The sequence below is a fragment of the Pseudomonas sp. OV546 genome (genome assembly GCF_900116845.1).
In the GTDB taxonomy this organism is placed as follows: domain Bacteria; phylum Pseudomonadota; class Gammaproteobacteria; order Pseudomonadales; family Pseudomonadaceae; genus Aquipseudomonas; species Aquipseudomonas petroselini.
Genome location: NZ_FPCE01000007.1, coordinates 177,569 through 191,642 on the forward strand (window position 1 = coordinate 177,569; position 14,074 = coordinate 191,642).

Genomic DNA, 14,074 nt, shown 5'->3' on the forward strand with positions numbered 1-14,074 from the left:
ACTTCAATTCAGTCTGGTTGGCGCGACTCGACGCCCAGCTCATCCCACACCGACTCCGCCAGGTGGAACGTGGCATTCGCCGCCGGAATCCCGCAGTAGATCGCGCTTTGCATCAACACTTCCTTGATCTCGGCGCGGGTCACGCCGTTGCTCGCGGCAGCGCGCAGGTGCAGCTTGAGTTCTTCGCTGCGGTTCATGCCGATCAGCATGGCGATGGTGATCAGGCTGCGGGTGTGCCGCGGCAGGCCAGGGCGGGTCCAGATATCACCCCAGGCGTGGCGGGTAATCATTTCCTGGAACTCGCTGTTGAACTCGGTCAGGGCGTTGAGGCTGCGGTCGACATGGGCGTCGCCCAGCACTTCGCGGCGCACCTGCAGGCCTTCGGCATAACGTTGTTTTTCGTCCAAAAAAAACTCTCCGTATTCAAATCGATTACTGGTGGTGAGCGCCCTCGCCACAGGTTTAGTGCGCCAGCAAAAATGCCAGCACACGGTCACTGAACGCCGCGCCGACCTGCACATTCGACAGGTGCGCCGCATAAAACTCGGCGTATTCGGCGCCCTGCACATGGTTCTGGATAAAGTGGCTGCCTGCAGGCGGGGTGACCGCATCTTCGGTGCCGGCGACCACCAGGGTCGGTACTTTGATCCGGGCCAATTGATCACGGTAATCCGCATCGCGCACCGCTGCGCAATTGGCGGCATAACCTTCGGGCGACGTCGCCGCGAGCATGTCGGTAATCTGCTTGGCCTGGTGCGGGTTGGCCGCCGCGAAATCGGCGGTGAACCAGCGTGCAATCGATGCATCGCGCAGCGCGACCATCGCCGCCGCGCCATCACGCAGCACCGTTTCGATGCGCAGGTTCCACACCTCCGGCGTACCGATCTTGGCGGCGGTGTTGCACACCACCAGGCGCTGCAGACGCTCGCCGGCGTTGATGCCCAGCCATTGGCCGATCAGGCCGCCCATGGAAAGGCCGCAGAAATGCGCGCGCTGAATAGCCAGCGCATCCAGCAGCGCGAGCACATCGTGCCCCAGTTGCTCGATGCTGTAGGGCCCCGCCGTGACCAGGGATTTGCCATGGCCACGGGTGTCAAAACGCAACACACGAAAATGCTTGATGAAGGCCGGGATCTGGATGTCCCACATATGCAAGTCGGTGCCCAACGAGTTGGACAGCACCAGCACTGGCGCATCCACGGGCCCATCCAATTGGTAATGCAGTTCGCCCTCGGCGAGTTGTACAAATGCCACAGCGGCCTCCTTAGGCGGTCAATGCAAAATGTTCGGTCACAGCGCGGGTCACCCAGGTGTGCGCCTGTCCCAAGTAGTGGGCCGGGTCGAGCAGGCGGTCCAGTTCGGCCGCCGACAGCTCGGCGGTGACCTGCGGTTCATCTGCCAGCACCGCGCGCAGATGGCGCCCATCGGCGACGGCGCGTTTGCAACATTGCTCCAGCAGATGGTGCGCCGTTTCGCGCCCCAGCCGTTGAGCGAGCACGATGCTGACGGCTTCGGCCAGCACCAGCCCTTGGGTCAGGTCGAGGTTTTGCGCCATGCGTTGCGGGTCGACTTCCAAGCCTTCGCTCACCAGCAAGGCCTGTTGCAACGCACCGGACACCAAGCGGCAAATCTCCGGCAGGGTTTCCCATTCGGCATGCCACAGGCCCAGGCTGCGTTCGTGCTCCTGGGGCATGGCACTGAACATCGTCGATACCAGGCCCGGCACACGGGTGGCGGTGCTGATCAGCACCGCCGCGCCCACCGGGTTACGTTTGTGCGGCATGGTGGACGAGCCGCCCTTGCCCGGCGCCGAAGGTTCGAAGACCTCTGCCGCTTCGGTCTGCATCAACAGGCTGATATCGCGCCCCAACTTGCCCAGGCTGCCCGCGATCAAACCAAGCACGCTGGCGAACTCCACCAGGCGATCGCGCTGGGTGTGCCAGGGTTGCTCGGGCAGGTTCAGTTGCAACTCCGCTGCCAGCGCTTCAGCCACCGGCATGGCCTGCTCGCCCAGCGCTGCCAGGGTGCCGGAGGCACCGCCGAATTGCAGCACCAGCAGGCGCGGTTTCAGCTCTGCCAGACGCTGGCGACTGCGGGTTACCGCCCCCAGCCATCCGGCGATTTTCATCCCCAGGGTGACCGGCGTCGCATGTTGCAGCCAGGTACGCCCAGCCAACGGCACACCCGCATAACGCTGGGCCTGGGCGGCAAGAATGTCGCCCAGCTGCGCCAGGTCCGCGTCGATCAGCGCCACCGCTCGCCGCAGTTGCAGTACCAGGCCGGTGTCCATCACATCCTGGCTGGTGGCGCCCAGGTGCACATAGCGTTCGGCCCCGGCATCTTCACTGGCAATCAACTTGCCCAGCGCCTTCACCAGTGGAATCGCCGAATTGCCCGCCGTGGCAATCGCCACGCCGAGGGCATCCACGTCATACAACGAGGCCAGGCACGCCTGGGCAATCGGTGCGACGGCGGCCTGGGGAATCAACCCGACCTGGGCCTGGGCCCGGGCCAACCCGGCTTCAAAATCCAGCATGCCCTGCAAGCGGCCCTGGTCGCAGAACACCTCGGCCATGCTGCCTGCCGTGAAGTAAGCGTCGAACAATTGATTGCTCGTGCGCAGTGTCATAGCTCATCCCTTACAGATCGTGGTGCAAGTACTCCGCCTGTTTCGGCAGACGCAAGCTGAACAGGAAGGCCACCGCCATCATGCCGGTGACGTACCAATAAAAGGTGTTTTCCATACCCATGGACTTGAGGCCCAAGGCCACGTATTCCGCCGAACCGCCGAAGATCGCGTTGGCCACCGCGTACGCCAGGCCCACGCCCAGGGCGCGTACATGAGGCGGGAACATTTCCGCTTTCACCAGGCCGCTGATCGAGGTGTAGAAACTCACGATGGCCAGGGCCAGGGAGATCAACACAAAGGCCAGGAACGGGCTGGTCACAGTTTTCAGGGTCAGCAGGATCGGTACGGTACACAGGGTGCCGAGAGCGCCGAACCAGAGCATCGAGTTACGGCGGCCGATCTTGTCCGAGAGCATGCCGAACAACGGCTGCATGCACATGTACACAAACAGCGCACCGGTCATGATGTAGCTGGCGGTCTTGGCGTGCATCCCGGCGGTGTTCACCAGGTACTTCTGCATGTAAGTGGTGAAGGTGTAGAAAATCAGCGAGCCGCCGGCGGTGTAGCCGAGCACGGTGATGAACGCGGCCTTATGGTTGCGGAACAGCGCGGCAATGCTGCCGGCATCCTTGTCTTGGCGCATTTCCTTGCTGGTGGTTTCCTTCAAGGTGCGACGCAGCAGCAGGGAGATCACCGCCGCAATCGCGCCGATCACGAACGGGATCCGCCAGCCCCAGGCGCGCAATTCTTCTTCGGTGAGGATCTGTTGCAGGATCACCACCACCAGCACCGCCAGCAGTTGCCCGCCGATCAGCGTCACGTACTGGAACGACGCGAAGAAACCACGCTGGCCCTTGAGCGCGACTTCGCTCATGTAGGTCGCGGTGGTGCCGTATTCGCCCCCTACCGACAAACCCTGGAACAACCGCGCCACCAGCAGCAATGCCGGGGCCCAGGCGCCAATGTCTTTGTAGGTGGGCAGGAAGGCGATGACCAGGGAACCGGCGCACATCATCAGCACCGAGATCATCATCGAGTTCTTTCGCCCGTGCTTGTCGGCCACACGGCCAAACAGCCAGCCGCCGATGGGGCGCATCAGGAATCCGGCGGCGAACACACCGGCGGTATTGAGCAGTTGCACCGTAGGGTCATCCGACGGGAAGAACGCCGGGGCAAAGTAAATGGCGCAGAAGGCGTAGACGTAGAAGTCGAACCATTCGACGAGGTTGCCGGAAGAAGCCCCGACAATTGCAAAAATCCGTTTGCTGCGTTCTTCTCCGGTGTAGTGACTGGTCGTTGTTGTCATGTGTTTTCACTCAGTGGGAACGGTTATAGCCTAGACATACTTTGCAATAACCTCGTTCCGCAAGCAGACTTTTGGGTAGGTAGTGCCTGAACCGGCCCCATCGGGGGCAAGCCCCTCCCACACCGCCTATCAAATGTGGGAGGGGGCTTGCCCCCGATGGGGCCCTGACAAACGACTCAGTAATCGAAGAACACCGTCTCCTTGTCTGTCCCTTGCAAAATCACATTCCACTGATGCACACCGTCCGCATCAGTCTTGGCAATCAAAGTACCCCGCCGCTCTGCAGGCACACACGCCAGCAACGGGTCATCGCCATTCAAGGCCTCACCCTCGAAATAAATCCGCGTCAGCAGGTGCTTCACCAACCCACGGGCGAACACCAGCACCACCAAGTGCGGCGCCTGGGTGGTGCCCTTCAGGCCCGGCACGGCACCCGGCTTGATGGTGGTAAAGCGAAACCGCCCTTCAGCGTCCACCGGCACCCGTCCGAAACCTTCGAAATTGGGGTCCAGCGCTTTGTCCTGGTCGTCTTCCGGATGGTCGTACTTGCCGGCGGCGTTGGCCTGCCAGACTTCGAGCATGGCGTCGTTGACGACATCGCCGTTGCCATCCACCACTTGCCCGCTGATCGCCACGCGCTCGCCGAGGGTGGCGGCGACGGTCAGGTCTTCACGGTTCAGCCAAGTCAGGCCGATGTGGTAATACGGCCCGACGGTGTGGGACGTGGTCGCGTTGAGTGTCATCTCATTTCTCCATCGGCGTGGCGTCGCGGCCGCGCAGGACGATGTCCCAGCGGTAGCCGAGCGCATAGGAAGGAATGGTTTTTTCCAGGTCGAAACGGGCGATCAAGCGTTCCTTGGCGCGGGTATCGGGTACGCAGTTGTAGATCGGGTCGTATTCCAGCAGCGGGTCGCCGGGGAAGTACATCTGCGTCACCAACCGCGTCAGCACGCTCGGGCCGAACAGCGAAAAGTGGATATGCGCCGGGCGCCACGCATTGTGGTGGTTGCCCCACGGGTAGGCGCCGGGCTTGATGGTCTGGAACTGGTACCAGCCCTCGGCGTCGGTGACGGTGCGGCCGGTGCCGGTGAAGTTCGGGTCCAGCGGCGCGTCGTGCAGGTCGCGCTTGTGGTTGTAGCGGCCGGCGGCGTTGGCCTGCCAGATTTCCACGAGGATGCCAGGCACCGGCAGGCCGTTTTCATCGAGCACACGGCCATGAATGATGATGCGCTCGCCCTGGGGCTCGCCTTCATGCTGGGCGGTGAGGTCGTTGTCCTTCGGGTCGACACGTTCGGCGCCGATGGTCGGGCCGGTGATTTCCGACAAGGAATGGGGCAGGAACACCAACGGTTTGGACGGCGAACGCAGGTTCGTCGACTGGTAGGCCGGGTGCAGGTAATCCGGTTGAGTGCCCGCTTGCGGGCGCCGGTATCCGGGCTTGTCACTCATGGAGCAATCCTCTCTTATTAGATGCGTTCAATCGCCAGGGCCAGGCCTTGGCCTACCCCCACGCACATGGTCGCCAGGCCTTTACGGCCGCCGGTTTTCTCAAGTTGATGCAGGGCCGTCAGCACCAGCCGCGCGCCGCTCATGCCCAGCGGGTGGCCGAGGGCGATGGCGCCGCCGTTCGGGTTGACCTGGGGAGCGTCGTCGGCGATACCCAGTTCGCGCAGCACCGCCAAGCCTTGGCTGGCGAAGGCTTCGTTCAGTTCGATGACGTCAAAATCAGTGACCGCCAGGCCCAGACGCTCCACCAGTTTGCGCACCGCGGGCACCGGACCGATGCCCATCACACGCGGTGCAACACCGGCGCTGGCCATGCCCAATACGCGGGCGCGTGCGGTCAGCCCGTGTTTCTTGACGGCCTCGGCGGAGGCCAGGATCAGCGCTGCCGCACCGTCATTCACACCCGAAGCGTTGCCGGCGGTGACGGTCTTGTCCGGGCCATTGACCGGTTTGAGTTTGGCCAAGGCTTCCAGGGTGGTGTCCCGTGGGTGCTCATCGTGCTCCACCACGGTTTCGCCTTTTTTATGGGCGACCCGCACCGGTACGATTTCTTCGGCGAAAAAGCCGGCGGCCTGGGCCGCAGCGGTGCGTTGCTGGCTGCGCAGGGCAAAGGCGTCCTGGTCGGCGCGGGACACCTTGTAATCGTCGGCGACATTGTCAGCGGTCTGCGGCATCGCATCCACGCCGTACTGCTCTTTCATCAAGGGGTTGATAAAACGCCAGCCGATGGTGGTGTCTTCCAGCTTCATGTTGCGCGAGAACGCCGCATCGGCCTTGCCCATGACGAAGGGCGCACGGGACATCGACTCGACGCCACCGGCAATCGCCAGTTCCATTTCGCCGCTGGCAATCGCCCGGAAAGCCGTGCCGATCGCGTCCATGCCCGAGGCGCACAAGCGGTTGAGGGTCACGCCCGGAACGCTGTCCGGCAAGCCCGCCAGCAACAGCGCCATGCGCGCCACGTTGCGGTTGTCTTCACCGGCCTGGTTGGCGCAGCCGAGGAACACTTCATCGACCGCATTCCAGTCCACCGACGGGTTGCGTTCGATCAGCGCCTTGATCGGCAGCGCGGCCAAGTCATCGGCACGCACGCTGGACAGCCCCCCCCCGAAACGGCCGATGGGGGTACGAATGGCATCACAGATAAAGACATCGCGCATCAGGCTTCTCCCGGTGCTTGGCCATGGGCGGCCGCGGTGCGTGCTTCAAGGTCACGCAGCGCAGTCAGTTCAACATCCGTCGGTTCGGCGGTGGTGTCGACCTGATCGGCAAAACGAATGGCCCAACCGGTGGCAGCCACCACTTGCTCACGGGTGACGCCAGGGTGCAGCGCGGTGACCACGAACTCATGGGTGCCCGCTTCCGGCTCCATGATGCACAGATCGGTAATAATCCCTACAGGCCCGGCGCCCGGCAGGCCCAGGCGTTTACGCGAGTCGCCGCCTTCGCCGTGGCCGACCGAGGTGATGAAGTCCAGTTTGTCGACAAACGAACGCGACGACTGCTTGAGGATGATCAGCACGCTCTTGGCCGAACCGGCGATCTCCGGCGCACCGCCAGCACCCGGCAGGCGCACTTTGGGTTGGTGATAGTCACCGACCACTGTGGTGTTGATGTTGCCGAAACGATCGACCTGGGCCGCGCCGAGAAAGCCGACGTCAATGCGTCCACCTTGCAGCCAGTAGCGAAAGATCTCACCAGTGGGCACTACGGTGTCCGCGGTTTCCGCCAGCTCGCCATCGCCGATGGACAGCGGCAGCACCGAGGGCTTGGCGCCAATCGGGCCGGACTCATAGATCAGTACCACATCTGGCGACGAGGTCAGGCGCGCCAGGTTCGCCGCCTTGGACGGCAGGCCGATGCCGACGAAGCAGACGGAGCCGTTCTTGAGGCGGCGCGCGGCGGCGACGGTCATCATTTCATTGGTCGAGTAAGCCATCACTTGGCCTCCTGCGCGGTGGCCAGTTTGGCCTGGAATTCGGTGAAGTCGGCAGTGCCGTGGATGTATTCATTGATCCACGCGGTAAAGGTCCCACGGTCGCGGGCGATCGGGTCCCACGCCTGGTAGAAGCGATTGTCGCGTTCGTTATAGCCGTGGGCGTAGGACGGATGCGCGCCTCCCGGTACGTGGCACACCGCAGTCAGGGCCCAGGTCGGCAGCACGCAGCTGTTCATCGGTGCATTGAGGTCATCGACGATTTCTTCGACGGTGACGATGCAGCGCTTGGCCGCCAGGGCCGCCTCCTTCTGTACGCCAAGGATGCCCCAGAGCAACACGTTGCCTTTGCGGTCGGCCTTTTGTGCGTGGATCACGGTGACGTCCGGACGCACCGACGGCACCGCCGCCAGCACTTCACCGGTGAACGGGCAGGTCACGGTCTTGATCAGCGGGTTGACCTTGGGCAGGTCGGAACCGGCGTAGGCGCGCAGTACCGCGAACGGCAGGCCCGAGGCACCCGCGACGTAGGCATTGGCCAGGTCGGCATGGCTGTGCTCTTCAATTTCCAACGGTTGCGGCCATTGCTTCTCGACCGCGTCGCGCAGGCGATGCAGGGAGCCCACACCCGGGTTGCCGCCCCAGGAGAAAATCAGCTTGCGGGCGCAGCCGGCACCGATCAACTGGTCGTAGATCAGGTCAGGCGTCATACGCACCAGCGTCAGGTCTTTCTTGCCCTGACGAATGATTTCATGACCCGCTGCCGTAGGGATCAGATGGGTAAAGCCTTCCAGAGCGACGGTATCGCCGTCGTTCACAAATTGCTTCACCGCGTCACGCAGCGCGAGGATTTCAGCCATGGGGTTCGGGCTCCCGGTGTGGATCGAAAAAGGCGCTGAGGTGGCGCCGAAGTGCTTGAAGATTAAGCCGGGGAAACGGGCCAAACAATCCGATAATCGACTCAGCGTTCGATTATCGAACGAATTGTTGCTTAGCTAATAATCTGGAGGAACGCGGTCAATGTGGGAGCTGGCTTGCCTGCGATGGCATCGCCGCAGTGTCACTGGCATACCGAGTCGTCTGCATCGCAGGCAAGCCAGCGCCCACAAGCGAAGCGGCCACCGTCAGGTAGCGTCAGCGTGGCTGACCATGCCTTTGATCACGACAGCGGCCGTGGCCAACGCGGCGGGAATCACCAACGCCGTCAGCACCTGCTCGAAGTTCCAGCCCAGTCCCAGCAAGGTCGCGCCCATCCATGCCCCCAGGATCGCGCCGAAGCGACCGATGCCGAGCATCCACGACACGCCGGTGGCGCGGCCTTGGGTCGGGTAGAAGCGTGCGGCCAGGGACGGCATCGCCGATTGCGCACCGTTGACACACATGCCGGCGATCAGCACCAGGGTGGCAAGCAAGGTGATATTGCCCAGGCTCTGCCCCACCGCATAGGCAAACACCCCGGCCAACAGGTAGAACGTGCCGATCACCTTGTGCGGGTTGAATCGGTCCATCGCCCACCCCACACCCACTGCACTCAACACACCACCGAACTGGAACAATGCACCGATAAATGCCGCCTGCTCCATGCTGGCGCCGCTGTCGCGCATCAGGGTCGGCAGCCAGCTGGTGAGCAGGTAAACGATCACCAGGCCCATGAAGTAGGTCAGCCACAACAGCAAGGTGCCGGCACTGTAGGTACCGGAAAAGATCACCGCGAATACGTTACGGGCCTTGACGGTCTTCTGCTCGGGCACGCTGAAATGGGTGGCCTGGGCGACGATGGAGGGCTCGATGGGTGACAGGGTTTTGCGCACCTTGTCGGTCCCCCGATTGCGCACCACCAGGTAACGCGCCGATTCGGGCAGCCACACCAGCAACACCAACGCCAGGATCAATGGCAGGACGCCGCCGATCAGCAGCAGGCTGTGCCAGCCGAACGCCGGGATCAGCTTGGCCGAGATGAACCCGCCGCCGGCCATGCCCAGGTTGAAGCCGCAGAACATGCTGGTCACCAGCAACGACTTGTGACGTTCCGGGGTGTATTCGGACAGCAGGGTCGTAGCATTCGGCATGCCGGCGCCCAGGCCCAGCCCGGTGAGAAAGCGCAGCACCAGCAACTGATCGACGTTACTGCTGTAGGCCGACGCCAGGCTGAACGCGCCAAACACCAGCACCGCCCCCACCAGCACCACTTTGCGCCCGAAACGATCCGCCAGCGGGCCGGAGCCCAGTGCGCCGAACACCATGCCGATCAATGCGGCGCTCATCACCGGGCCGAGGCTGGCGCGGTCGATGCCCCAGTCCTGGGACAATGCAGGCGCGATAAAGCCCATGGCGGCGGTGTCGAGGCCATCGAGGAAAACAATCAGGAAACACAGGATCACCACGCGCCACTGATAACGTGACAGAGGCTGGGTATTGATGAAGGACTGGACGTCCAACGGAGTACCGACAGAGGGCTGATTCATTATTTTTATTTCCACACCGATGGCGGGCTGACGACCTGGGGCCGTCGTTATTATTCGGCGCCCCTTCGAGCGCTGCCGCACATTAATAAGCCCGGGGAAACACCGTCAATTCATCAACCCGGGTTCTGTGCGGTCACCGAACAGCTTAGGCAAACAGCTGCGCACTCAACTCGCGACTGGCACTGAGCATGCTCGGCAGGAAGCGCTGTTCCAGCTCACTGCGGCTGACACGCCCGGCATGGGTGCTGACGTTCAGCGCGGCCAACACCTGGCCCGACGCGTCGTAGACCGGCACCGCAATGGAGCGCAGGCCCTGCTCCAGTTCCTGGTCGACGATGCACCAGCCCTGTTGACGCACTTGTTGCAGGCATTCGAACAGCGCCTCAGGCGTCGTGAGGGTACGGCTGGTCTTGGTTTGCAGGTCGGCGTGGTCGAGGTAGTCCTGCAGCGAGGCATCGTCCAACGCCGCGAGCAAAATGCGGCCCATGGAGGTGCAATAGGCCGGCAGCCGCCCTCCCACCGACAGGTCCACGGAAATCAGGCGCTGGGTGGTGGCCGAACGGGCGATATAGAGGATGTCGTCACCTTCGAGTGTCGCCATGTTGCAGGCTTCGTGGAGCTGCTCGCTCATGCGATCCAGGTAGGGCTGGGCCGACACCGCCAGCGGTGTGGACGACAGGTAGGCATGGCCCAGGGTCAGGACTTTGGGCAATAGCGAATAGGTCCGCCCGTCGGTGGTGGCGTAACCGAGCTTGATCAAGGTGTGCAGGCAACGGCGCACGGCGGCGCGGGGGATTTCCGTTCGGTGGCTGATCTGGGCGATGGTGAGGTGGCGCTTGCGTTCCTGGAACGCCTGCACCACGGCCAGGCCACGGGCCAGGGAGGTCATGAAGTCCGGATCACCGGTAAACGCTTGGATACGCTTGGCCGGAGAGGCAACGATCGGCGGCGCCGCTGACGCGAAAGAGTTGCGCAATTGATCGTTCATGTCGGGATCCTTTCTCTTATTGTCGACCGCTGGGGAGGTTAGATGGCTATTACAAGCCGCGTCAGCCGGCCTGCACAAGACAGTGCCGATAACATTGTGCGATTATCGGACGATCATTCGATTATCGCAATTTTCTGGCACCCAGCCATACCAGGCTGCAGGGCTGCAGTGACATTAAAAGAGCGGCTAACATAATGCCTGAAATTAGGTGGAATTTATGACGCCAGAATTTGCGCAATTACCGGCGCATCCGTGTAACAAAACGCTCACACAAAGTTGACGGTTTTTAACTTTATGCCGATAGTGTTATTCAAATGCATCGCTATAATGCACTCTATGCGCAGGTTCGCCCGGTTTACAGTATCGGAACCGGCGCCCACTAGATGATGCACAGGCCGTGCATTATCGGTCGCAACTATCTGTCTCGAATGTCTGCACTAAACAAGTGCCGCCCCTGCAGGGTCCAAAGTTGAACGTTTCCACGGGTCAACTTGAAACACCCCGAGGGCGCATTCCGGCATAACGCTGCAACGTATTTACACTCAACTCAATTAGGTAACGATGTGACGAAAGATGAACTGCGCGCGGAACTTGAGCGCCAGGAGCAACGTTACAAGGACGTTTACGGCGGGGAAGTCACCACCTACGCCGCCCAGCCTGAACCTGAACGCAAACCATGGCGCAAACGAGCCAGCCTGCTCGACCAGGCATTTGCCCAGGAAATCCAAAAGATTGAACAGGAACTCAAATCCGAAGAGCCATAAGCGATTCGGTTTGACCCTCAAGGTTCTGGCCTTGACTGCTGGCACATAGCTAGCAGTCAGCAAGCCTGCATCCCACCACTAACAGTAAAATTTCATACAAATGTTTCTGGCGTGACGATTTTGTGACAATCATCCGCCCTGCGGCCCCTCTGCTTTATAAATCAAAGACTTGCCAAAGCCCCGAAAACCCTGGGATGCACCCCTTTCCCGAGGTTTTTTTCAGGGAAGATGCTTACCGATGAGCAGCTAGTGCATCGATTACTGAGGTTTTCTGGCATAATCGCGCCCCCTTACGACCGGGTCAGAAAACCTTCATGATCGATTTATTCAGCGGACTGGATGCTTGGGTTCTCGTGAGCCTGCTGCTCGCCCTGGCCTTTGTCCTCGCCTTCGAGTTCATCAATGGCTTTCATGACACCGCTAACGCGGTGGCCACAGTCATCTATACCAAAGCCATGCCGCCGCACCTGGCCGTGTTCTTCTCCGGGGTGTTCAACTTCCTCGGCGTATTGCTCGGTGGTGTCGGTGTCGCCTACGCCATCGTGCATTTGCTGCCGGTGGAGTTGCTGATCAATGTGAACACCGGCCATGGCTTGGCGATGGTCTTCTCTTTATTGGCTGCGGCGATCACCTGGAACCTGGGCACCTGGTACTTCGGTATCCCAGCCTCCAGCTCCCACACCCTGATCGGCTCGATCCTCGGTGTCGGCCTGGCCAACGCCCTGATCAACGACATCCCCCTGGCTGACGGTGTGAACTGGCAGAAAGCGGTGGATATCGGCGCATCGCTGGTATTCTCGCCGATGGCCGGCTTCCTGGTCGCAGCCCTGGTGCTGCTCGGCCTGAAGTGGTGGCGTCCGCTGTCCAAGATGCACAAGACCCCGGACCAGCGCCGCAAGCTTGATGACAAGAAGCATCCGCCGTTCTGGAACCGCCTGGTCCTGGTGATTTCCGCCATGGCCGTGAGTTTCGTGCACGGCTCCAACGACGGTCAGAAAGGCATCGGCCTGATCATGCTGGTGCTGATCGGTATCGTGCCGGCGCAGTTCGTACTCGACCTGGGCAGCACCACCTACCAGATCGAGCGTACCCGCGACGCCACCTTGCACCTGAACCAGTTCTACCAGCGCAACCATGAGACCCTGGGTGAATTCCTGGCCTTGGGCAAAAGCGTGAAGGACGACCTGCCGGGCAAATTCCGTTGCAACCCGCAACAGACCGAGCCGACCATCAATGCGTTGCTGGGTACGTTGAAAGGTGTCTCCGACTACCATTCGCTGACGGCCGATCACCGTATCGAAGTACGCCGCTACCTGCTCTGCCTGGACGACACCGCGAAGAAAGTCGGCAAATTGCCAGGCCTGCCGGCACGTGAGAAGTCCGACCTCGACAAGTTGCGCAAAGACCTGACCGCCACCACCGAATACGCACCGTTCTGGGTAATCCTCGCCGTCGCACTGGCCTTGGGCCTGGGCACCATGGTGGGCTGGAAGCGTGTGGTACTGACCATCGGCGAGAAGATCGGCAAGCAGGGCATGACCTATGCCCAAGGCATGTCGGCGCAGATCACCACTGCGACCATGATTGGCTTTGCCAATATCTTCGCACTGCCGGTGTCCACCACCCACGTGCTGTCGTCGGGTGTGGCCGGTACCATGGTCGCCAATAAAAGCGGCCTGCAAGGCGGCACCGTTAAAACCATCCTGATGGCCTGGGTGCTGACCCTGCCAGCCACCGTGGCCCTATCGGCCGGGTTGTTCTGGTTGGCGTCCAAGGCACTCGGCAGCTGATAGCCGCCTGCACAAAAAAGGTGCGATCCGCGAGGCTCGCACCTTTTTTATTGCCCAATTCCAAACCCACCTATTGTCCCTGTGTTGATTATCAAATCGCAGGCAAAAAAGAGGGCGACCGAAGTCGCCCAAAATGCCTTGCGTGCTCATGTAACCCGGAAAAACCTATGGTTTTTTACGCTTGTTCGCGTCTTTCCAGATAAAAATTCCAAACCCTACAAAAAACATCACCATGAGGCTCACAGTCAGCACTCCGGCAAATACCACATTATCGATAAACATGACCGGCCTCCTGCACTTGCCCTGTTGCGATAGGGCTAAGTTAATGCAGAAGGCGGATTAGAAAATTGACGGGGATCAATGTCGCCCACGACGGAGCGTAAAGAAGGGCAATAACTGACCTGCATCAATGGATGCAGGCTGTTTCAACGCTTTTTCGGCTTGTTCTTCGGTTTCTTCTTCACTTTACCCAGCGGCATTGCCTGTTCGAAGGCCTGGCGCACTTCATTCAGGCGCTTGTCATTGAGGTCATGCACGCGCTTGGCGCGTTCGGCATTCAGGTCGATCAGCTTGTCGTCTTCACTCATGGCTTGGCTTACGTCGTGGAGGGAATGGCCCAATAATGCGGCCTCCCCCGCCCAACGGCAAATCAGCCAGCGACAAAAGGCAGGCCATCGCCCAAAATCGCTA

The 14,074-nt window shown here is 61.2% G+C and carries 15 protein-coding genes; 2 read left to right on the top strand and 13 right to left on the bottom strand.

Annotated elements, in window-relative coordinates; all coding sequences use genetic code 11:
* Nucleotides 1-8 precede the first annotated feature (8 nt).
* The 11 genes from pcaC to pcaR form a co-directional block, all read right to left on the bottom strand.
* Nucleotides 9-407 (bottom strand): 4-carboxymuconolactone decarboxylase, encoded by a 399-nt coding sequence (gene pcaC, locus BM403_RS17585; protein ID WP_012722676.1) that lies wholly within the window; start codon nt 405-407, stop codon nt 9-11.
* Nucleotides 408-462: 55 nt separating this feature from the next.
* On the bottom strand, nt 463-1,254 hold the full coding sequence (gene pcaD / locus BM403_RS17590; protein WP_093544000.1) for a 3-oxoadipate enol-lactonase: 792 nt from the start codon (nt 1,252-1,254) through the stop codon (nt 463-465).
* A 10-nt stretch (nt 1,255-1,264) separates the two neighbouring features.
* Entirely contained in the window at nt 1,265-2,629 is a 1,365-nt protein-coding gene (locus BM403_RS17595; RefSeq protein WP_093544002.1) for a 3-carboxy-cis,cis-muconate cycloisomerase, read from the bottom strand.
* A 10-nt stretch (nt 2,630-2,639) separates the two neighbouring features.
* The gene (locus tag BM403_RS17600; RefSeq protein ID WP_012722673.1) at nt 2,640-3,935 is read right to left on the bottom strand and encodes an MFS family transporter; all 1,296 of its coding nucleotides are present in this window, start codon (nt 3,933-3,935) and stop codon (nt 2,640-2,642) included.
* 176 nt (nt 3,936-4,111) lie between these two features.
* A complete protein-coding gene (gene pcaG / locus BM403_RS17605) occupies nt 4,112-4,678 on the bottom strand; it encodes a protocatechuate 3,4-dioxygenase subunit alpha (protein ID WP_012722672.1) in 567 nt (188 codons plus the stop codon).
* A 1-nt stretch (nt 4,679) separates the two neighbouring features.
* A complete protein-coding gene (gene pcaH, locus BM403_RS17610) occupies nt 4,680-5,384 on the bottom strand; it encodes a protocatechuate 3,4-dioxygenase subunit beta (protein ID WP_012722671.1) in 705 nt (234 codons plus the stop codon).
* A gap of 17 nt (nt 5,385-5,401) precedes the next feature.
* A complete protein-coding gene (gene pcaF / locus BM403_RS17615) occupies nt 5,402-6,604 on the bottom strand; it encodes a 3-oxoadipyl-CoA thiolase (protein WP_173390398.1) in 1,203 nt (400 codons plus the stop codon).
* Nucleotides 6,601-7,383 carry a CoA-transferase subunit beta gene (locus tag BM403_RS17620; protein WP_012722669.1) on the bottom strand — a complete coding sequence of 261 codons (783 nt, stop codon included), beginning with the start codon at nt 7,381-7,383 and terminating at the stop codon, nt 6,601-6,603. Before BM403_RS17620 ends, pcaF begins: the two co-directional genes overlap by 4 nt.
* Nucleotides 7,380-8,237 carry a CoA transferase subunit A gene (locus tag BM403_RS17625; protein WP_010212331.1) on the bottom strand — a complete coding sequence of 286 codons (858 nt, stop codon included), beginning with the start codon at nt 8,235-8,237 and terminating at the stop codon, nt 7,380-7,382. The genes BM403_RS17620 and BM403_RS17625 overlap by 4 nt, the downstream gene beginning before the upstream one ends.
* Before the next feature lie 264 nt (nt 8,238-8,501).
* Nucleotides 8,502-9,842, bottom strand: coding sequence for a 4-hydroxybenzoate transporter PcaK (locus BM403_RS17630; protein WP_012722668.1), 1,341 nt, complete (start codon nt 9,840-9,842; stop codon nt 8,502-8,504).
* A 145-nt stretch (nt 9,843-9,987) separates the two neighbouring features.
* The gene (gene pcaR / locus BM403_RS17635) at nt 9,988-10,830 is read right to left on the bottom strand and encodes a pca regulon transcriptional regulator PcaR (protein WP_012722667.1); all 843 of its coding nucleotides are present in this window, start codon (nt 10,828-10,830) and stop codon (nt 9,988-9,990) included.
* 563 nt (nt 10,831-11,393) lie between these two features.
* Between pcaR and BM403_RS17640 the strand changes: the two genes are divergently transcribed.
* On the top strand, nt 11,394-11,594 hold the full coding sequence (locus BM403_RS17640) for a hypothetical protein (RefSeq protein WP_043204933.1): 201 nt from the start codon (nt 11,394-11,396) through the stop codon (nt 11,592-11,594).
* A 314-nt stretch (nt 11,595-11,908) separates the two neighbouring features.
* Nucleotides 11,909-13,384 carry an inorganic phosphate transporter gene (locus BM403_RS17645; RefSeq protein WP_012722665.1) on the top strand — a complete coding sequence of 492 codons (1,476 nt, stop codon included), beginning with the start codon at nt 11,909-11,911 and terminating at the stop codon, nt 13,382-13,384.
* Nucleotides 13,385-13,549: 165 nt separating this feature from the next.
* On the opposite strand, the gene ccoM is transcribed toward BM403_RS17645, so the two are convergent.
* Together ccoM and BM403_RS31910 are read right to left on the bottom strand one after the other, a co-directional pair.
* Nucleotides 13,550-13,666, bottom strand: a complete 117-nt coding sequence (gene ccoM / locus BM403_RS32375; protein WP_010212341.1) for a cytochrome c oxidase subunit CcoM — start codon at nt 13,664-13,666, stop codon at nt 13,550-13,552.
* Between the two features lie 143 nt (nt 13,667-13,809).
* Nucleotides 13,810-13,971 (bottom strand): hypothetical protein, encoded by a 162-nt coding sequence (locus BM403_RS31910; protein WP_017137225.1) that lies wholly within the window; start codon nt 13,969-13,971, stop codon nt 13,810-13,812.
* Between the last annotated feature and the right edge of the window lie 103 nt (nt 13,972-14,074).